The organism is Brachymonas sp. KE5 (assembly GCF_057773645.1).
On record NZ_CM173463.1, the window covers coordinates 1216195 to 1234871 of the forward strand.

Genomic DNA, 18677 nt, shown 5'->3' on the forward strand with positions numbered 1-18677 from the left:
GACTGCGCCAGCGTTTTGCAGGCGTTATTGTGCCTTGTCTGGCTGACGGCTTGCTAACTGGGTGCAAACGCGTCCCTGCCCGGCATCGGCGCGCACCGGGTGGCTTTGCATGCACCAGACAAAAATGGCCACGCATCAGCGTAGCCATGGTGTCGTTAGCATCCCGGAATGGATTCAGGACGCCAGCCAGCGCATTCAGGTGGCTGAATCCTGACCCGGGCGCCCCAGCCATTTGCCCAGCGTGCGCTTGCGTGCCGGGGTTTCCAGGGGCAATTCCAGCGACTGCGCGGGCGGCAGCAGTTCGGCCAGCCCGGCTTCGCGCAGCACCCGCACGCAGTCGCGGATGTGTTGCTCGCCCAGATAGCGCAGGGCGGTATAGCCCAGCGCGGCGGCCGCCATCTGGCCCGCCAGCGGCACGTACTTGACGGCCTGCTTGGTCGTCAGGCGCATGCCCACCATGCGCGCGGCGCGCAGCACCAGCTCCTTGGTCACCAGGCGGCCCACCATCACCGCGCCGACGGCGGCAATCGCTTTCTGGATGCGCTCCTGCTTCTGCGGATCGAGCCGGGCGATCTGCGCCTGCGTCAGGCCGAACTCCTGGTTGATCTGCGGAATCACCTTGGTCATGAGCGAGGCGTCCACCAGCCAGTCCACGCCCGGAATCGGCACCATGCTGGTGACGGCGCCCGTCATGGCCTTCTTGTGCAGCAGCTTGCGCGAACGGACGATCGCTGCTTCCAGACGGGGATCTCCCTGGGCCATGTCCATGGCATTCATGTGCGTACTCCTTGTGGTGGGCGACGATGCCGCATGCGCGGCCATCCCATATGCGGGGGAGCGCAAACCGCTTCAATCCCCGGGCGGAGCCTGATTGTTACGGCTTGCATCCGGCGCTGCAAGATGCGCTTGCCGTGCGTTGCGGCGGAAAGCGGTACTGCATCACGTTTTCCGGCAGGTGAATGCTGCATTCAGCTTCGGCCATCCGGGCTGGCTACACTTGCTGCTTACTTTCCACTTCGAGCCCATTTGCCATGCAAGCCCTAGCCATTTACGCCGGACCTGCCGCCTTGCGCCATGTACAGCAGCATGGCCTGTTGCCCAGGCACATCGGGGTGATTCCCGCTGCGGCGGGCGGGCCCAAGGGGCTGATGCTGCTGCGCATGGACCAGTTCCTGTTCGGTGACTGGCTGCCACGCAGTGCGCAGCCGGTGCATCTGGTGGGTGCCTCGATCGGCGCCTGGCGCATGGCAACCGCCTGCCTGCCCGATGCGGTGCAGGCCTTCCAGCTGCTCGAGTACAACTACATCAACGAGGAATTCCAGACGCGCACGGTACGCGGGCGCAAGCGCCTGCCGCCGCCATCCGAAGTGAGCGCAGCCTTTGCCCGCAATCTGCAGCAGTTCTATGGCGGCCGCGTCGAAGAGGTGCTGGAACATCCGCGCTACCGCCTGCATGTGGTCACGGCACGCGGGCGGCATCTGCTGGCGCGCGAGGGGGCAGGGCGCAGCCATCTCGGCTATCTGGCGGCCTATGGTGCCAACGCCTGGAACCGGCAGGCACTGTCGCACTGGCTGGACCGCGTGGTGTTCTCCGCGCCGACGGTGGAGCGCAACGGGCTGGGTGCACTTCCTTTTGACACCGCCGATTTCCGCACGCACCAGGTGGCCCTGACGCCCGACAACTTCATGCCTGCGCTGCAGGCCAGCGGCTCGATTCCCTTCGTGCTGCAGGCCGTGCACGACATCCCGGGCGCGCCGCGCGGCGCCTACTGGGATGGCGGCATCACCGACTACCACCTGCACCTGCGCTATCTGCAGGGGCAGGCCGCCGCCCCGGCCAGCGCGGACGGTACCGGCAGCATCGTGCTCTATCCCCACTTCCAGCAGGCCGTGGTGCCGGGCTGGCTCGACAAGGCGCTGCAATGGCGCCATGCCAGCACGTCTGCGCTGGACCACATGCTGCTGCTCGCGCCCGATCCGGATTGGGTGCGCCAGCTGCCCAACGGCAAGCTGCCGGACCGCAACGACTTCAAACACTATATCGACGACCACGCAGGCCGCGTCAAGGCCTGGACGCAGGCGGTGGCGGCCAGCCAGCAGCTGGTGGAAGAATTCGCCGAATGGCTGGAGCGTCCCGATCCATCGCGCATCAGGCCACTATGATGGCAGGCTGATTCTTCCGAAATTTCCATGCACCTGCCCGATCCCCATATTCAGCCTGAAGCCTGGCGCCATCTCAAGCCGCACGTCCGCCATCTGTTGCAGCGCATCCACCGCAAGCCGCGTCCACCCATGGAATCGCTGCCGGTCGATCTGGCGCGCGAAGCCTATGCCATGGGCTCGCATGTGCTCGAAGTGGATGCCCCCGCGCTGGCGCGCGTCGAAGACCTGCAGATTCCCAACCGCGACGGCCATCCCCTGCCGGCGCGTCTGTATGCACCGCTGGCCGAAGGGCAGGGCGTGCTGCCTGTGCTGGTGTTCTTCCATGGAGGCGGCTTCGTCGTGGGCAGCGTGGAGACGCATGACACGCTGTGCCGCGTGCTGAGCCACCTGAGCGGCTGCGCCGTGCTGTCGGTGGATTACCGTCTGGCGCCCGAACACAAGTTCCCTGCAGCCTTCAACGATGCCTGGGATGCGGTGCACTGGGTCTCGCAACACGCAGCCGTGCTGGGCCTGGATGAAACCCGCATCGCAGTGGGTGGCGACAGTGCCGGCGGCACACTGGCGGCGGGCTGTGCCGTACAGGCCGCGCAAGAGGGCATTTCGCTGCGCCTGCAGCTGCTGTTCTACCCCGGCATGCAGGCCGAGGCGCTCACGCCGTCCCGCAAGCTCTATGCCGAAGGCTTTCTGCTCACCGAACCGCAGATCCAGTGGATGTTCCACACCTTCGTCGAGGATGCTGCACAGTTTGCCGACTGGCGCTTTGCCCCCATCCACGCCGAGCATGTGGATGGCGTGGCGCCGCTGTGGCTGGGCCTGGCGGAATGCGATCCGATTGCGGACGACAGCCTGCTCTGGGCCGACAAGCTGCGCCATGCCGGCGTGCCGGTGGAGCTGGAGGTCTACCACGGCGTGATCCACGAATTCATCAAGATGGGGCACGCCATTCCCGAGGCAAGACAGGCACACCAGGATGCGGCGCGCGCCCTGCGCGAGGCGCTGCAGCCCTGATTTGCACGTACAAGGAAGTCATTGCCATGAGCCAGGCCGTTTTCTCGGCGTCCAGCCGTTCCTCCTTCCGCCATGTCACCCGCCTGCGTGTGCGCTGGTCGGAGGTGGACTTGCAGAACATCGTCTTCAACGCACACTATCTCGCCTGGTATGACACCGCCTTCAGCGACTACTGGCGCAGTCTCGGCCTGGCCTATGGCGACACCATGCGCCGCTTTGGCTGTGACGTGTACCTGAAGAAGGCGACGACCGAGTTTCACGCCAGCGCAAAACTGGACGATCTGGTCGAGGTCTGCCTGCGCTGCGAGCGTATCGGCAACAGCAGCCTGCTGTTTTCCGGGGCGGTGTTTGGCGGCAACCAGCTGCTCAACAGCGCGGAGCTGCTCTACGTCTATGCAGACCCGGTGCAGCGGCGCGCCATGCCGGTGCCGGAGCCCTTGCGTGAGCTCTATGGCGCCTTTGAATCCGGCGTGGAGATGACCCACTGCCGCACGGGCGACTGGTCAACCCTAAGTGAACTCGCACGCGCGGTACGCGAACCCGTCTTTGTGCAGGAACAGGGCTTCGCACCCGAAGAGGAATACGATGGCCTGGACGAAGCCGCGCTGCATGCGGTGGTGAGCAACCGCATCGGCATGGCGCTGGCCACCGCCCGCTTGCTGCCCACGCTGGAGCTGGAGGAAGAGGGCAGGCCGCTGCGCATCGGTCGCATCGGCCGCGTGGCCGTGCTGCAGCCCTTGCGCGGCACGGGCGCCGGCCAGTTGGTGATGCAGGCCCTGCAGCAAAGCGCGCGCATGCGCGGCGACAGCCATATCCAGCTGGGCGCGCAGCTGTCGGCAGCCGGTTTCTATCGCCGCCTGGGGTACCAGCCCTTCGGCCCTGTCTACGAAGAGTGCGGTGTGCCGCACCAAGACATGCGTCTGGCGTTGTAAAACAGCTCAGGTCGCCACCGGGCTGGCGGCGGGATAGGGCAAAGCAATCCGCAGAAAGGGTCAGACCGAGATCAGCACGTCGCTCTGCACTTCGGTCAGCACGCGCTTGGTGACGCTGCCGAGCAGCATCTCGGTCAGCGCGTTTTCGCCGTGTTTGCCCAGCACGACCAGCTCGGCGTACTGTTCCTGCTCCTGCTCGACGATGCGCATCACCGGGTCGCCCTGCAGCACGAGCAGGCGCGTGCTGTCCAGCGGCAGGCCGGCGTCGTCGCGCAATGCCTGCAGCTTCTGCGTGGCTTCCTGGCGGGCCTGGTCACGGTAGTGGGCGAAGGTGTCGTGCTCAACGCTGGCGTAGCGCAGGTAGCCGGCAAACGGCACCTCGTACACATGCAGCAGCACCAGTTCCGCCCCCGGGGCAATCTGCTGCGCATGGCGGATGGCCTGCAGCGAGGCCTTCGAGAAATCCACCGGAACCAGCACGTTGCGGTAGGGCTCGTGCATGGGCTGCTTCACCACCAGCACCGGACAGGCGGCGGTATTGAGCAGGCGCTCCGCCGTCGAGCCCAGCAGCAGGTGCCGCATGAAACTTTCGCCGCGCGAGCCGCACACCAGCAGGTCGGCATTGCGCGCGTATTCGCCCAGTACCGGCAGCAGCGAACCGAATTCGACATGCGCGTTCATGGGCAATTCGCCCAGACGCTTGTGCAGGGCGAACCGCAACTCGTCCAGCTTCTCGCTGGCACGCGTGGCCACGCGCTCCTTCAGTTCCTCGGGCCCCACGCCCATCATGTGGCGCAGCTTTTCCAGCGGCGTCAGATCCGCCACGTGCACGACTTCCATTTGCGCCTCCAGCTGTCGTGCCAGCAGGGCGGCGCGCTCGACGGCGTGGCGGGCTGGCGCGGAAAGGTCGGTGGCGGCAAGAATGTGCTTGAAATCGTGCATTGTCGGGACGTGCGGATGCAGTTAGGGGCTGAAAACGGACTTGCCGGCCATGACAGGATGCGTCAAACGGCCGGTGCCGGTTCAGGGCGGGAATTTGTCATCTGTGCCCCGTATCATGACATGCTTGTTCCCATGCCTTGCCATGCCCCTGTCTTCTTCATCCCCTTTGCCTGACACCAGCCGGCCTTCCGTGCGGGAGGTGTTCCTTGTTTTCCTGCAGCTGGGCCTGACCAGTTTTGGCGGCCCGGCGGCGCATTTGGGCTATTTTCGCGAGGCCTTCGTGGTGCAGCGGCGCTGGCTGGGCGAGCAGGCCTATGCCGATCTGGTGGCTTTGTGCCAGTTCCTGCCCGGCCCGGCCAGCAGCCAGGTGGGCATGGGGCTCGGGCTGATGCGGGCGGGCTATGGGGGTGCCCTGGCGGCCTGGGCGGGTTTTACCTTGCCCTCAGCCATTTTGCTCGTGCTGGCCGCGCAGGGGCTGGTGCACTGGGGCAGTGCGGTGCCGCCAGGCCTGCTGCATGGCCTGCACCTGGCCGCTATTGCCGTCATCCTGCAGGCAGTATGGAGCATGGGCAAGGCGTTCTGCCGTGGTCCGGTGCAACTCGCACTGATGCTGGCCGCCACCCTGGTCGTCATGGGGTGGGGAGCGCACTGGGCCGGCTGGGTGATCGTGATGCTGGCGCTGGTCGGCGTGGCGGGTGTACTGCTGTTGCGGTCGGGCAGCACGGGTGCGGCCGGCTCGCTCCGGGTGCCGGTGGGCAGCCGGGCGGCCGTGGGCTGGCTGATGCTGTTTGCGGCGCTGCTTGCCCTCAGCGTGATGACGTGGACGGGGCAGGCGGCGCAGTTGCTGGCGGCGTTTTATCGCACCGGCAGCCTGGTGTTCGGTGGCGGGCATGTGGTGTTGCCGCTGCTGGAAGGCGAGTTGGTGCAGCGTGGCTGGGTCGAGGCGCCGGTATTCCTGGCCGGCTACGGGCTGGCGCAGGCCGTGCCGGGGCCGCTGTTCACGTTTGCTGCCTTTCTGGGGGCGACGATGCAGTCGGCGCCCACTGGCTGGACAGGCGCCAGCCTGGCGCTGCTTGCCATTTTCCTGCCGGCTTTTCTGCTGGTGGCGGGCGCACTGCCGTTCTGGGAGCGCTGGCGTCACCTGCGCTGGCTGCGCAGCGCCCTGCAGGGCATCAATGCCGCCGTGGTGGGCTTGCTGCTGGCTGCACTCTTGCAGCAGGGCGCAGCCAGCCTGCATCAGTGGGCGGACCTTCTGGTTACGGGGCTGGCCCTGTGGCTGCTGATGCGCCTGCGCTGGGCGCCGTGGCTGGTGGTGCTGGTTAGCGCGCTGGCCGGCTGGGCATCATCCGTCCTGCTGCCCGTTGCATAAGCAAATCACCATTGTGTCTAGGGGCAGCGGCCCGCCAACGTGGTGGAAGGTTGTACCATCCCACCTTCCAGAAGAACCGTATTCCCCAGGAGAATTCCACCCATGGCGCTCGATCCCAGCACCTTCAAGCCCGAAACCATTGCCGTGCACGGTGGCTACAGCAGCGAACCCACCACCCGCGCCGCGGCCGTGCCGATCTACCAGACCACGTCCTACACCTTCGACAACACGCAGCACGGTGCGGACCTGTTCGACCTGAAGGTGCCGGGCAACATCTACACCCGCATCATGAACCCGACGCAGGACGTGCTGGAAAAGCGCGTCGCAGCCATGGAAGGCGGCATTGCCGGCCTGGCCGTGGCCTCGGGCATGTCGGCCATCACCTATGCCATCCAGACCATTGCCGAGGCGGGGGACAACATCGTCACGTCGTCCACCCTGTATGGCGGCACCTACAACCTGTTTGCCCATACGCTGCCGCAGTACGGCATCGAGGTGCGCTTTGCCGACTACCGCCAGCCCGAGCAGTTCGCCAAGCTGATCGACGGCAAGACCAAGGCGATCTTCTGCGAATCCATCGGCAACCCGCTCGGCAACGTCACCGACTTCGAGAAGCTGGCCGAGATCGCCCATGCCCACGGCGTACCGCTGATCGTGGACAACACCGTGCCCAGCCCCTACCTGTGCCGCCCGATCGAGCACGGCGCCGACATCGTCGTGCATGCCCTGACCAAATACATCGGCGGCCATGGCACCAGCATCGGCGGCATCATCGTCGATAGCGGCAAGTTCCCCTGGGCCGAGCACAAGGAGCGCTTCCACCGCCTGAACACGCCTGAAGTCAGCTACCACGGCGTGGTCTACACCGAGGCGCTGGGCCCGGCGGCCTACATCGGCCGTGCCCGTACCGTGCCGCTGCGAAACATGGGCGCCGCCATCAGCCCCTTCAATGCCTTCCTGATCCTGCAGGGGCTGGAGACGCTGCCGCTGCGCATGGACCGCATCGGCGACAACTCGCGCAAGGTGGCCGAGTTCCTGCAGCAGCATCCCAAGGTGAACTGGGTCAACTACTCCGGCCTGCCGGATCACAAGGACTATCCGCTGGTGCAGAAATACATGAAGGGCAATGCCTCCGGCATCCTCAATTTCGGCGTGAAGGGTGGCCGTGAAGCCGGCGCGCGTTTCCAGGATGCGCTGCAGCTGATCCTGCGCCTCGTCAATATCGGCGATGCCAAGACCCTGGCTACGCACCCCGCCAGCACCACGCACCGCCAGCTGTCGCCGGCCGAGCTGGAAAAGGCCGGCGTGAGCGAAGACATGATCCGCCTGTCCGTGGGCATCGAGCACAGCGATGACATTATCGCGGATCTGGATCAGGCGCTGGCTGCTGCCTGATGGCCGACGCGCGCGGACAGGATTTTCCTGTCCGGACTGACGCAAAAATAAACCCCGTTCGGAAAGCCGATACGGGGTTTATTTTCTGTTGGCAACAGTGGGGACTTACAGGGCGATCTTGGAAATCTTTGCACCCTGCAGCGACACGCCGGCTTCCAGGCCCGCGTTGTTCAGCACAAAGGCCACCACCGGCTGCTGCAGCGTCTGGGTATCCACCGTGCCGTTGGCGCCGATCTGGGCCACTGCCACGGTTGCATCGATACCGGCCGTCCAGCCCTTGCTGGCGCGGAACTTGTCCAGAGCTTCCTGGGTGGTAAAGACGTAGTACACGGCCTTGGACTGGGCGCCGGCCTGCAGGCCGATCGAGGCCGCGGTGGTGCTGTAGTAATCCAGTGTCTTGCCGTCCACGCGCAGGGCGCCGCGACCGTATTCACCGCCTACGATGAAGGAGCCACCCACCACGGCCGGGAACACGAGCACGCCCTTGGAGCGCGCCACCAGTTCACGCGAGCCGGGTACGGTGTTGTACAGGCGGTTCAGTGCAGCGTCCACCTGAGTGTCCACGGACGCGCGCGTGTTGGACGGAATCGTCGGCGTGGGCGAAGTGGTGGAAGGCGTGGTGGTACACGCGGCCAGGCCCAGGGAGCCGGCCGCAATGGCGCCAGCCAGACCGATTGTGCGCAGGGAAGCGGGGAAAGTCATCATGTTCTCCAGTAGCCAAAACATGGAAACCACTCTAACTGTCCCGCTGCTTGCAGCCTGTCAGACCAGAGCGCCTTCCTCTGCAGGCATTCGCCCCCGACTCAGCGCGCCTGCAGCCCCATCGCACGCTCGACTTCATTGGCCAGATCGATCACTGCCTTGGCGTAGTAGCTGCTGTTGTTGTAACGCGTGATCACGTAGAAGTTGTCGGTGCCGGCGTAATACGAGGCCGGTGCATAGCCATTCTCCAACTCGATCAGCGCCAGCTTGCGGTTGAAGCCGGCGGGCAAGCCCACGGCCGTGGCGCCCAGTTCGCTGAACTGTTCCGGCGTGAAGCTTGGCGTGATGTCCGGGCCGAGCAGCGTTTCCAGCTGCAGGCGGCTCTGGTCGAAGGTTACGTCGAAGACCGGCTCCAGCCCGCTCACCCAGCCGTACTGCTTGAAGTAGTGCGCCACCGAGCCCACCACGTCGGTCGGGCTTTCGAACAGGTCAATATGCCCGTCGCGGTCGAAGTCGACGGCATGCTTTACCCAGCTGGACGGCATGAACTGCGGCAGGCCCATGGCGCCGGCATAGCTGCCACGCAGCGTGAGTGGATCATCGCGGTTTTTCCAGGTGAGCTGCAGATAGTGTTCCAGTTCGCTGCGGAAGAAGGCGTTGCGGTCCGCCGCGCGCGGATGCGCCTGCGGAAAATCGAAGCTCAGCGTGGCCAGGGTATCAATCACCCGCATGTTGCCCACGTTACGTCCGTAGATGGTTTCCACGCCCACGATGCCCACAATGTACTTGGCCGGCACGCCGTATTCGCGCTCGGCGCGCTGCAGCTGGGTGGCGTTCTCGTTCCAGAACTGCACGCCTGCACGGATGCGCGTGTTGTCGATGAAGCGGCTGCGGTACACGCGCCAGCTGCGGCGAACTCCCTTGCCGGCCGGCAGGATCAGGCGCGGGACGCTGGGCAGGAAGTCGGCATTGCCGATGGCATTGCGCACAAAGGTTTCCGGTAGGCCGAGGCGGCGGGCCATGTTCGGCACCTGCGCCATCACGTCGGCGCGCTGGGCGTAGCTGCCGTTGAGAGCCAAGGAGGCGGGTGCCGGTTGCGGGTGAGGGGCGGGCGCGGGAGTGGCGCCCTCGTCGGGCTTGGGTGGCGTGCCGCAGCCTGCCAGGGCCAGCGCAGAGGCTCCGGCCAGTGCGCCCAGCAGGTGCAGGCGGCGGCGCTCGGGGGCAGGGGATAGAGGAGTATGCAAGTCAGGAATCATGGGGCTGGAGCGTGGAAAAACGTACGATGAAAGCGGCATGCTGACGGCCGGCCCGGACAGTTTAGCGGATCGTTCCGCACGGTAGCGGCGTGCCCGAAACCCGCCTTGCACGACAGTGTGCAGGGGGTAGGGGATGGTTTGCGCGCCACGCAACAATCCATTACACTTTGTAGTGATAAAAATAGACACCGAGGAGACAAAAGAATGGGCGCCACTGGCTACTACATTCATTCTGACTGCAAGCTGCACAATATGGGTGCAGGCCATCCCGAATGCCCCGAACGCATCGATGCGATCGAAGACCGGCTCCTGATTACCGGCGTGGCCGACGCGCTGGATCGCCGTACCCCCGGCGAGGCCAACCTGGCCGAGATCAAGCTGGCGCACCGCCGTCTGCACATTGCCGCCATCCGCGGCATGAGCGACTGGCTGGAAGAGGACGACGTTGCCGCAGGTTCCTCGCAGCACTTCTCGCTCGACACCGACACCTCCATGAACAGCAAGACCTATCGTGCAGCCTTGCTGGCGGCCGGCGCAGCCGTCGAGGCCACCGATGCGGTGCTGGCCGGCGAGCTCGAAAACGCCTTCTGCTGTGTGCGTCCGCCCGGGCACCATGCCTGCGGCAACCGTGCCATGGGTTTCTGCTTCTTCAACAACGTGGCCATTGCCGCCAAGTACGCCGTGGCCCGCCATGGCCTGGAGCGCGTGGCCATCATCGATTTCGACGTGCACCATGGCAACGGCACCGAGGACATCGTCGCTGGCGACGATCGCATCCTGATGCTGAGCTACTTCCAGCACCCGTTCTACCCCGAAGACTGGCCGCTGCGCCACGACGACAACCTGGTCAACGTGCCGGTGCCGGCCTATACCAAGGGCATGGACATCCGTGAACTGGTCGATGCCATGTGGATTCCGCGCCTGGACGAGTTCAAGCCGCAACTGATCTTCATCAGCGCAGGCTTTGATGCCCACCGCGAGGACGACATGGGCCAGCTCGGCCTGGTCGAGGCTGACTACCAGTGGATGACGCAGCGCATCAAGGACGTGGCCAAGCGCCACTGCGAAGGCCGCATCGTCAGCTGCCTCGAAGGCGGCTACAATCTCAGCTCGCTGGCGCGCAGCGTCGAGGCGCACCTGCGCGTGCTGGCAGACGTCTGACGACGGCGGGAATCAACCGTTGCAAAGCCGGGCCACGCCCGGCTTTTTATTGCCTTGTCCGAAGTCCGGCTGCGAGCAGCCGTGTAGCCGTGTAGCCGTGTAGCCGTGTAGCCGCGCCAGTGCACGCAGCTTGAAGCGGACGCCTGTGCCAGAATGGCATTTTTTTGCCGATACGCTGGAAAGGACACAATGGGCAGCACAAGCCTGGGCTTCGATGACTGGATCGAGTGGTACAGCCGCATCTCGCGCCCCGAAACGCTGACGCAGCTGGGAGCCATCCTGGTAGCGGGCCTGCTGGCACTGTTGCTGACGCACCTGGGACGCAGACTGTTTCTGGGGCGCGCCAGTGCGCAAGACCGCCACTTTTCCGTGATCTTCGGGCGCCGCGATTTCGACGGTGTGCTGTTCCCTGCGCTCTGGCTGCTGCTGGCCAACGTGGCGCCATACGTGCTAGACGTTCCCCTGCGGTATTCGCTGTTCCGCGTGGCGCTGCCGGTGCTGGTGGCTCTGGTGCTGATCCGCCTGGGCGCCAAGATCCTGCGCGCCGCCTTCCATGAGGCGCGCTGGGTGCTCACGCTCGAGCGGCGCGGCTCCTGGCTGATCTGGCTGGGCATGGTGCTGTGGGTGAGCGGTATCCTGCCGGTTTTCCTGGAGCAGCTCGAGAGCATCAGCTTCAAGCTCGGCAACAGCCAGTTCGACGCGCGCTCATTGCTGGAAGGGGCGCTGATGGTGGGCCTGACGCTGTTGCTCACGCTCTGGCTGTCGGCGCTGGCCGAGCAGCAGCTGATGCGCAATGCCACCGGCAGCATGCTGTCGCTGCGCAAGATCATGAGCAATGTATTGCGTGCGGCCATGATGATCGTGGGTACCATCGTGTCGCTGTCGATCGCCGGCATCGACCTGACCGCGCTGTCGGTGTTTGGTGGCGCGCTGGGCGTGGGCATCGGCCTGGGCCTGCAGAAGCTGGCCTCCAACTACGTGAGCGGCTTCGTCATCCTGGCCGAGCGCAGCATCCGCATCGGTGACACGGTCAAGGTGGACGGTTTCGAGGGCCGCATTTCCGACATCACCGCGCGCTACACGCTGATCCGCTCCCTCACCGGCGTCGAGGCCATCCTGCCGAACGAAACCCTGGTCACCCAGCGCGTGGAGAACAACTCGCTGGCCGACCGGCAGGTATGGGTGTCCACGACCGTGGCTGTGGGTTACGACAGCGAGATTGATCTGGTGCAGCGGCTGCTGGTGGAGGCAGCGCTGGGGCAGCCGCGCGTACTGCGCGAGCCGCCTCCGGCGGCCAACCTGGAAAACTTCGGTGCGGACGGGCTGGAATTCCGTCTGGGCTTCTGGATCCGCGACCCCGAAAACGGCACCGGCCTGCTGCGCTCGGAGATCAACAAGCAGATCCTGCAGTCGCTGCGCGCCCACAAGGTCGAGATTCCCTTCCCGCAGCGTGTGGTGCACCATCAGGGGCTGTATGCATCGGGCGGCGGCGTCGAAAGCACCGCGGCAGCACTGCATTCGCAGGAAGAAGGCGGGCATGCGCCGGCAGCGAAGGCCCTGTCACAGGCAAGTCAGACGGAAGGCCGATAATGGGGCGCAACCGAGTGGCCGGAAGGTAGTATACTCACTAAAAGCACGATCGTTCTATTATCCGCAGGCAAAGCCGAGGAAAACCAACGTAAAATGCTTGTTGATTGACGTTTACGTCAATGGATATAACGCGATAAGATGTTCGTGTGTTACACGCGAATTTTCCAAAATATCAACACACCCTCAGGAGATAAACTCATGAAAGCATTGGTCGCTGTCAAGCGCGTGGTGGATTACAACGTCAAGGTCCGCGTCAAGTCGGACAACACCGGCGTGGACATCGCAAACGTCAAGATGAGCATGAACCCCTTTGACGAAATCGCCGTGGAAGAGGCGGTGCGACTGAAGGAAAAGGGTGTTGTGACCGAGATCGTCGCCGTGTCCTGCGGCCCGACCCAGGCTCAGGAAACCCTGCGTACCGCCATGGCCATCGGCGCCGACCGCGGCATTCTGGTCGAAACCGGCGAAGAACTGCAGCCCCTGGCCGTGGCCAAGCTGCTCAAGGCCGTGCAGGACAAGGAGCAGGCGCAGGTGATCATCCTGGGCAAGCAGGCAATCGACGACGACGCCAACCAGACCGGCCAGATGCTGGCTGCCCTGGCCGACCTGCCCCAGGCAGCGTTTGCCAGCAAGGTCGAACTGGCCGACGGCAAGGCAACTGTCACGCGTGAAGTGGACGGCGGCCTGGAAACCATCACCGTGGGCCTGCCCGCCGTGATCACCGCCGACCTGCGCCTGAACGAGCCGCGCTACGTCACGCTGCCCAACATCATGAAGGCCAAGAAGAAGCCGATCGACACCATGAAGCCCGAAGATCTGGGCGTCGACGTCGCTCCGCGCCTGAAAACCGTGAAGGTGTCCGAGCCTGCTGCCCGCAGCGCCGGCATCAAGGTGCCCGATGTGGCGACCCTGGTGGACAAGCTGAAGAACACCGCCAAAGTCCTCTAAACCACAACAAGATTTCAGGAGATACCCCATGACTGCACTCGTGATTGCTGAACACGACAACGCTTCCATCAAGGCTGCCACGCTCAACACCGTGACTGCTGCTGCCCAGTGCGGCGGCGACGTGCACGTGCTGGTTGCCGGCTCCAACGCCGCCGCTGCTGCCCAGGCTGCTGCACAGATCGCCGGCGTGAGCAAGGTGCTGCACGCTGACGGCGCTTCCGTTGCCGAAGGCCTGGCCGAGAACCTGGCCGAGCAGGTGCTGGCTGTTGCCGGCAACTACAGCCACATCCTGTTCCCCGCTACCGCTTCCGGCAAGAACGTCGCTCCGCGCGTTGCTGCCAAGCTGGACGTGGCCCAGATCAGCGAAATCACCAAGGTCGACAGCCCCGACACCTTCGAGCGCCCGATCTACGCCGGCAACGCCATGGCCACCGTGCAGAGCAGCGATGCCACCAAGGTCATCACCGTGCGCGCCACCGGCTTCGACGCCGCCGCCGCTACCGGTGGCAGCGCCGCCGTCGAGAGCGTGGCCGCTGTTGCCGACACCGGCAAGTCCGCCTTCGTGGGCCGCGAGATGTCCAAGTCCGACCGTCCCGACCTGACTGCCGCCAAGGTGGTGGTGGCCGGCGGCCGTGCCCTGGGCAGCGAAGAGCAGTTCCAGGCCGTGCTGACTCCGCTGGCCGACAAGCTGAACGCCGCCATCGGCGCCAGCCGCGCTGCGGTGGATGCCGGTTACGCTCCCAACGACCTGCAGGTCGGCCAGACCGGCAAGATCGTTGCCCCCGAGCTGTACATTGCCTGCGGCATTTCCGGTGCCATCCAGCACCTGGCCGGCATGAAGGACAGCAAGGTGATCGTCGCCATCAACAAGGATCCGGAAGCCCCGATCTTTGCCGTGGCGGACTATGCGCTGGAAGCCGATCTGTTCACCGCCGTTCCGGAGCTTGTCAAAGCCCTGTAATGTAGGCGTAGTAAACTACGATCAAGCAGCCGTTCTTCTGCCGTAAAGCAGCTGGACGGCTGTTGTATTTGAGCGGTCCGTAAAAACCCGCATAACTATTTCAACAACTCAAGGAGTTCCTGATGAGCTTTACCGCACCCGTGCAAGACATGCTGTTCGACATGCAGTATCTGGCAAACCTCGACAAGCTGGCACAGGACGTGCCTGCTTACGCAGATGCCGGTATGGAAACCGCTCAGGCAGTGCTGCAGGAAGCCGCCAACCTGGTGCAGGACGTCATCGCCCCGATCAACTTCCAGGGCGACAAGAATCCCTCCACCTGGAAGGATGGCGTGGTCACCGCTGCCCTGGGCTTCAAGGAAGCCTACAAGCAGTACGTGGAAGGCGGCTGGCAAGGCCTGCAGCATCCCGGCCAGTACGGCGGCCAAGATCTGCCCAAGACCATCGGCGCGGCCGTGGGCGAAATGTGCAACGCTGCCAACATCAGCTTTGCCCTGTGCCCCATGCTGACCGACGGCGCCATCGAGGCCCTGCTGACGGCTGGTTCCGACGAGCTCAAGGCCAAGTACCTGCCCAAGCTGGTTTCCGGCGAGTGGACCGGTACCATGAACCTGACCGAGCCCCAGGCCGGTTCCGACCTGGCTGCCGTGCGCAGCCGTGCCGAGCCCGTGGGCGACGGCAGCTACAAGATATTCGGCACCAAGATCTTCATCACCTGGGGTGAGCACGACATGGCCGACAACATCATCCACCTGGTGCTGGCCCGCGTGGCTGGCGCTCCGGAGGGTGTGAAGGGCATCAGCCTGTTTGTCGTACCCAAGGTCATGGTCAACGACGACGGCAGCCTGGGCGCTCGCAACGACGTGCAGTGCGTGAGCATCGAGCACAAGCTGGGCATCAAGGGCAGCGCAACCTGCGTGCTGCAGTTCGGTGACAATGGCGGTGCCACCGGCTACCTGGTCGGCGAAGAAAACCGCGGCCTCGAGTACATGTTCATCATGATGAACGCTGCCCGCTACGCTGTAGGTGTGCAGGGTATCGCCGTGACCGAGCGCGCCTACCAGCACGCCGTGAACTATGCCCGCGAGCGCGTGCAGAGCCGTCCGGTGGATGGTTCCGTGAAGGCTCCCGTGGCCATCATCAACCACCCCGACATCAAGCGCATGCTGCTGACCATGCGTGCCACTGCCGAAGGCACGCGCGCCATGGCCATCTACGCCGCTTCGCTGTATGACGTCGAGCACAACCACCCCGATGCCACCATCGCTGCCGACAGCCAGGCGCTGTACGAGTTCATGGTGCCGCTGATCAAGGGCTACAGCACCGAAACCAGCCTGGAAACCACCAGCCTGGGCGTGCAGGTGCACGGCGGCATGGGCTTTATCGAGGAAACCGGCGCTGCCCAGTACTACCGCGATGCCAAGATCCTGACGATCTACGAAGGTACCACCGCCATCCAGGCCAACGACCTGGTCGGCCGCAAGACCGTGCGTGACGGCGGCGCCGTTGCCAGGAAGATCGCCGGCATGATCGAGCAGACCGAAGCCGAACTGGCCCAGAGCGGTTCCGAAGAAGCCAAGGCCATGCTGGAGTCCCTGACGGCTGCCCGCAAGTCTTTCCTGGAAGTGGTGGACTTCGTGGTTGCCAATACCAAGGCAGACCCCAATGCCGTGTTCGCAGGCAGCGTGCCCTACCTGATGCTGGCAGGCAACCTGGTGTCCGGCTGGCAGATGGCCCGTTCGCTGCTGGTGTCCGAACAGAAGCTGGCTGAAGGCGGCAATGACGACTACGGTCCGGCTTTCTATCAGAACAAGATCCAGACGGCGCGTTTCTACGCCGACCAGATCCTGAGCCGCGTGCCTGGCATCGGCTACAGCATCGTGAAGGGGCACGGTGCAACCAATGCGTTCAACGTGGACGCATTCTGATGGTGACTTCCGGCATGCCCGCAGGCATGCCGGCTCCATGCAGCAAAAAACCGGCTTCGGCCGGTTTTTTCGTGCCCGCAGCGAAGCGGGCGTGGTCGGTGCGATCGGAACCTGTGTTCTTGCTGGCCGGCGAGGTTGTCAGCTTTCCACCGCCCGCAGCATGCGTGCAGCCACGTCTGCGATGCCGGCTTCGGACAGATCGCTGGCTTCGAAGGTGGGCCACGGGCGCACGCCGGTATAGTTCTGGCCTTGCGACTGGCGGTAGAGCGGGTCGTAGTGCTGGGTCAGCAGTTCTTCCACCAGCAGCGGCCACTGGCCGTGCTCGGCCAGCTCATGCCAGTGTTCGATCACCTTGGTGCCCTGGCGCTCCTTGAGCTTGGCCAGACGCGGCAGCAGCCACTCGTTGTCCTGCTGGGCGTAGGGATAGTCGCGCAGCAGGAAATTGACGCGGGCATGCATGCTGGCCTGTACGTCCAGACATGGGCTGGCGCGCATGGCCTCGATCACAGGTTCGGGAATATGCAGGTTGCCGACCTTGCGGCTTTCGGCTTCCACGAAGACGGGCCGGGACGGGTCCAGTTGGTCCAGGCGATCCCACACCAGGGTTTCAAAACCCTTCTGGCTGGGCTGGGGCTGCCCGGGCAGATTGCCCAGCACCGAGCCCTTGTGGCTGGCCAGTGTCTCCAGATCCAGGATTTGACCGCCCTGGGCCTCGACCTGCTGCAGAATGCGCGTCTTGGCGCTTCCGGTGGCGCCGCAGATGATGAAGAAGTCGAACTGTTCAGCCAGGTACCGGGTATCTTCCATCACATGATTGCGAAATGCCTTGTAGCCGCCTTCAATCCGGTCGGCGGTCCAGCCGATCTGGCGAAGAATCACCTGCATGGCGCCGCTGCGCTGGCCACCGCGCCAGCAGTAGATCAGCGGGCGCCATTCCTTGGGCTTGTCCAGCATCTGCTCTTCGATGTGGCGCGCGACATTCCTCGAAATCATGGCAGCGCCCATCTTCTTGGCCTCGAAGGGCGAGACCTGCTTGTAGGTGGTGCCAACCACCACCCGCTCTTCGTTGCTCAGGACTGGAAAATTGACAGCACCCGGGATGTGGTCGAGGGCAAATTCTGCCGGCGTACGCACGTCGATTATCATGTCGTAGCCGTGGAGGGCAGAGGGGGGAACCAGCCAGTTGTTTTTCATGGAAAGCCGCATTTTCGATAACCTCTCATCTTAAGACGTATCATCGGCATGATCCAGTTGAAACTGTAAACACATCATGGAATTTCCCAAACTGACTTCGCTCGCCCACGGTGGCGGTTGCGGCTGCAAGATCGCACCCTCCGTGCTGCAGGACATCATGGCATCGGTGCCCGCCGGCATTGTTCCGCCGCAATTGCTGGTCGGCACCGAGGCATCGGATGACGCGGCCGTGTACCGCCTGAACGATCAGCAGGCCGTGGTGGCCACCACCGACTTCTTCACGCCCATCGTCGACGATCCGCATGATTTCGGCCGCATAGCGGCCACCAACGCGATTTCCGACATCTACGCCATGGGGGGCACACCCATCCTGGCGCTGGCGCTGGTCGGCATGCCGCTGGACAAGCTGCCGCTGGAGACCATCGGCCGCATCCTGGAAGGGGGTGCTTCCGTCTGCCGCGACGCCGGCATTCCGATTGCCGGTGGCCACTCGATCGACGTGGTCGAGCCGATCTATGGCCTGGTGGCGCTGGGCCTGGTGCATCCGGATCAGGTCAAGAAGAATGCCGCGGCCAGGGCAGGGGACGTGCTGATCCTCGGCAAGCCGTTGGGCATCGGCATCCTGTCGGCGGCGCTCAAGAAGGAGCTGCTCAGTGCGGACGGCTATGCCCGCATGGTGCAGCTGACCACACAGCTCAACCGCGTCGGCGCGCAGCTGGCAGCCATGCCCGGCGTGCATGCCATGACCGATGTGACCGGCTTCGGTCTTCTCGGCCATCTGCTGGAAATGTGCCGTGGCTCCGGCCTGGCAGCCAGTGTCGACTATGCGGCGGTGCCCATGATCGGTGAAGCCGTGGCGCTGGCACAGCAGGGCATTGCCACTGGCGCCTCCACCCGCAACTGGGCCAGCTATGGTGCCGAGATAGTGTTGCCGGACGGCACTCCGGAATGGAAACAGAAGCTGCTATGCGATCCGCAGACCTCGGGCGGCCTGCTGGTGAGTTGCGCGCCCGAGGCTGCTCAGGAAGTGCTGGATGTTTTCCGCCAGGCAGGGTTTGCTGATGCGGCCATTGTCGGCCAGCTGGAAGAGGGTGACGCGAAAGTGAACGTTCGTTCGGTTTTGTGATAT

The 18677-nt window shown here is 64.4% G+C and carries 16 protein-coding genes; 11 read left to right on the top strand and 5 right to left on the bottom strand.

Going from position 1 to position 18677, the window contains the following annotated elements:
- Positions 1-195 precede the first annotated feature (195 nt).
- Positions 196-777: a hypothetical protein gene (locus ACX36O_RS05820; RefSeq protein WP_250130994.1), complete on the bottom strand. Its 582-nt coding sequence runs from the start codon at positions 775-777 to the stop codon at positions 196-198.
- Between the two features lie 254 nt (positions 778-1031).
- On the opposite strand from ACX36O_RS05820, the gene ACX36O_RS05825 reads away from it, so the two are divergent.
- From ACX36O_RS05825 to ACX36O_RS05835, 3 genes are read left to right on the top strand one after another with little or no spacing between them, the layout of a single operon-like run.
- Positions 1032-2162, top strand: coding sequence for a patatin-like phospholipase family protein (locus ACX36O_RS05825; protein WP_213360445.1), 1131 nt, complete (start codon positions 1032-1034; stop codon positions 2160-2162).
- A 27-nt stretch (positions 2163-2189) separates the two neighbouring features.
- Entirely contained in the window at positions 2190-3170 is a 981-nt protein-coding gene (locus tag ACX36O_RS05830; RefSeq protein WP_213360448.1) for an alpha/beta hydrolase, read from the top strand.
- 26 nt (positions 3171-3196) lie between these two features.
- A complete protein-coding gene (locus ACX36O_RS05835) occupies positions 3197-4102 on the top strand; it encodes a YbgC/FadM family acyl-CoA thioesterase (RefSeq protein ID WP_371686378.1) in 906 nt (301 codons plus the stop codon).
- Between the two features lie 60 nt (positions 4103-4162).
- On the opposite strand, the gene ACX36O_RS05840 is transcribed toward ACX36O_RS05835, so the two are convergent.
- Positions 4163-5044 carry a universal stress protein gene (locus tag ACX36O_RS05840; protein WP_488360186.1) on the bottom strand — a complete coding sequence of 294 codons (882 nt, stop codon included), beginning with the start codon at positions 5042-5044 and terminating at the stop codon, positions 4163-4165.
- A 142-nt stretch (positions 5045-5186) separates the two neighbouring features.
- On the opposite strand from ACX36O_RS05840, the gene chrA reads away from it, so the two are divergent.
- Both chrA and ACX36O_RS05850 read left to right on the top strand, forming a co-directional pair.
- Positions 5187-6413: a chromate efflux transporter gene (chrA, locus tag ACX36O_RS05845; protein WP_371698209.1), complete on the top strand. Its 1227-nt coding sequence runs from the start codon at positions 5187-5189 to the stop codon at positions 6411-6413.
- Between the two features lie 102 nt (positions 6414-6515).
- A complete protein-coding gene (locus ACX36O_RS05850) occupies positions 6516-7808 on the top strand; it encodes an O-acetylhomoserine aminocarboxypropyltransferase/cysteine synthase family protein (protein WP_213360458.1) in 1293 nt (430 codons plus the stop codon).
- A 105-nt stretch (positions 7809-7913) separates the two neighbouring features.
- On the opposite strand, the gene ACX36O_RS05855 is transcribed toward ACX36O_RS05850, so the two are convergent.
- Together ACX36O_RS05855 and mltB are read right to left on the bottom strand one after the other, a co-directional pair.
- Positions 7914-8513, bottom strand: coding sequence for a BPSL1445 family SYLF domain-containing lipoprotein (locus tag ACX36O_RS05855; protein WP_213360460.1), 600 nt, complete (start codon positions 8511-8513; stop codon positions 7914-7916).
- Between the two features lie 98 nt (positions 8514-8611).
- Positions 8612-9754: a lytic murein transglycosylase B gene (gene mltB, locus ACX36O_RS05860; protein WP_488360187.1), complete on the bottom strand. Its 1143-nt coding sequence runs from the start codon at positions 9752-9754 to the stop codon at positions 8612-8614.
- 216 nt (positions 9755-9970) lie between these two features.
- On the opposite strand from mltB, the gene ACX36O_RS05865 reads away from it, so the two are divergent.
- From ACX36O_RS05865 to ACX36O_RS05885, 5 genes are all read left to right on the top strand, one after another.
- On the top strand, positions 9971-10927 hold the full coding sequence (locus tag ACX36O_RS05865; protein ID WP_213360462.1) for a histone deacetylase family protein: 957 nt from the start codon (positions 9971-9973) through the stop codon (positions 10925-10927).
- 189 nt (positions 10928-11116) lie between these two features.
- Positions 11117-12517, top strand: coding sequence for a mechanosensitive ion channel family protein (locus ACX36O_RS05870; protein WP_213360463.1), 1401 nt, complete (start codon positions 11117-11119; stop codon positions 12515-12517).
- 198 nt (positions 12518-12715) lie between these two features.
- On the top strand, positions 12716-13465 hold the full coding sequence (locus ACX36O_RS05875) for an electron transfer flavoprotein subunit beta/FixA family protein (protein ID WP_213360464.1): 750 nt from the start codon (positions 12716-12718) through the stop codon (positions 13463-13465).
- A gap of 28 nt (positions 13466-13493) precedes the next feature.
- Entirely contained in the window at positions 13494-14426 is a 933-nt protein-coding gene (locus ACX36O_RS05880; RefSeq protein ID WP_213360465.1) for an electron transfer flavoprotein subunit alpha/FixB family protein, read from the top strand.
- Positions 14427-14548: 122 nt separating this feature from the next.
- Positions 14549-16354, top strand: a complete 1806-nt coding sequence (locus tag ACX36O_RS05885) for an acyl-CoA dehydrogenase (protein ID WP_213360467.1) — start codon at positions 14549-14551, stop codon at positions 16352-16354.
- A gap of 138 nt (positions 16355-16492) precedes the next feature.
- Here ACX36O_RS05885 and mnmH read toward each other — a convergent pair whose 3' ends face one another.
- Positions 16493-17548, bottom strand: a complete 1056-nt coding sequence (gene mnmH / locus ACX36O_RS05890) for a tRNA 2-selenouridine(34) synthase MnmH (protein WP_213360470.1) — start codon at positions 17546-17548, stop codon at positions 16493-16495.
- A gap of 76 nt (positions 17549-17624) precedes the next feature.
- Here mnmH and selD point away from each other — a divergent pair, with 76 nt between their 5' ends.
- Complete coding sequence (gene selD, locus ACX36O_RS05895; RefSeq protein ID WP_488360188.1) at positions 17625-18674, top strand: selenide, water dikinase SelD; 1050 nt, start codon at positions 17625-17627, stop codon at positions 18672-18674.
- Positions 18675-18677: the final 3 nt, after the last annotated feature.

Coding starts and splice junctions, on each gene's coding strand:
- ACX36O_RS05880 (WP_213360465.1), top strand. CDS start 13,494: ATGACTGCACTCGTGATTGCTGAACACGACAACGCTTCCATCAAGGCT.
- ACX36O_RS05875 (WP_213360464.1), top strand. CDS start 12,716: ATGAAAGCATTGGTCGCTGTCAAGCGCGTGGTGGATTACAACGTCAAG.
- ACX36O_RS05865 (WP_213360462.1), top strand. CDS start 9,971: ATGGGCGCCACTGGCTACTACATTCATTCTGACTGCAAGCTGCACAAT.
- ACX36O_RS05830 (WP_213360448.1), top strand. CDS start 2,190: ATGCACCTGCCCGATCCCCATATTCAGCCTGAAGCCTGGCGCCATCTC.
- mnmH (WP_213360470.1), bottom strand. CDS start 17,548: ATGAAAAACAACTGGCTGGTTCCCCCCTCTGCCCTCCACGGCTACGAC.
- ACX36O_RS05855 (WP_213360460.1), bottom strand. CDS start 8,513: ATGATGACTTTCCCCGCTTCCCTGCGCACAATCGGTCTGGCTGGCGCC.
- ACX36O_RS05870 (WP_213360463.1), top strand. CDS start 11,117: ATGGGCAGCACAAGCCTGGGCTTCGATGACTGGATCGAGTGGTACAGC.
- ACX36O_RS05885 (WP_213360467.1), top strand. CDS start 14,549: ATGAGCTTTACCGCACCCGTGCAAGACATGCTGTTCGACATGCAGTAT.
- ACX36O_RS05820 (WP_250130994.1), bottom strand. CDS start 777: ATGAATGCCATGGACATGGCCCAGGGAGATCCCCGTCTGGAAGCAGCG.
- ACX36O_RS05850 (WP_213360458.1), top strand. CDS start 6,516: ATGGCGCTCGATCCCAGCACCTTCAAGCCCGAAACCATTGCCGTGCAC.
- chrA (WP_371698209.1), top strand. CDS start 5,187: ATGCCCCTGTCTTCTTCATCCCCTTTGCCTGACACCAGCCGGCCTTCC.
- ACX36O_RS05825 (WP_213360445.1), top strand. CDS start 1,032: ATGCAAGCCCTAGCCATTTACGCCGGACCTGCCGCCTTGCGCCATGTA.
- ACX36O_RS05835 (WP_371686378.1), top strand. CDS start 3,197: ATGAGCCAGGCCGTTTTCTCGGCGTCCAGCCGTTCCTCCTTCCGCCAT.
- selD (WP_488360188.1), top strand. CDS start 17,625: ATGGAATTTCCCAAACTGACTTCGCTCGCCCACGGTGGCGGTTGCGGC.
- ACX36O_RS05840 (WP_488360186.1), bottom strand. CDS start 5,044: ATGCACGATTTCAAGCACATTCTTGCCGCCACCGACCTTTCCGCGCCA.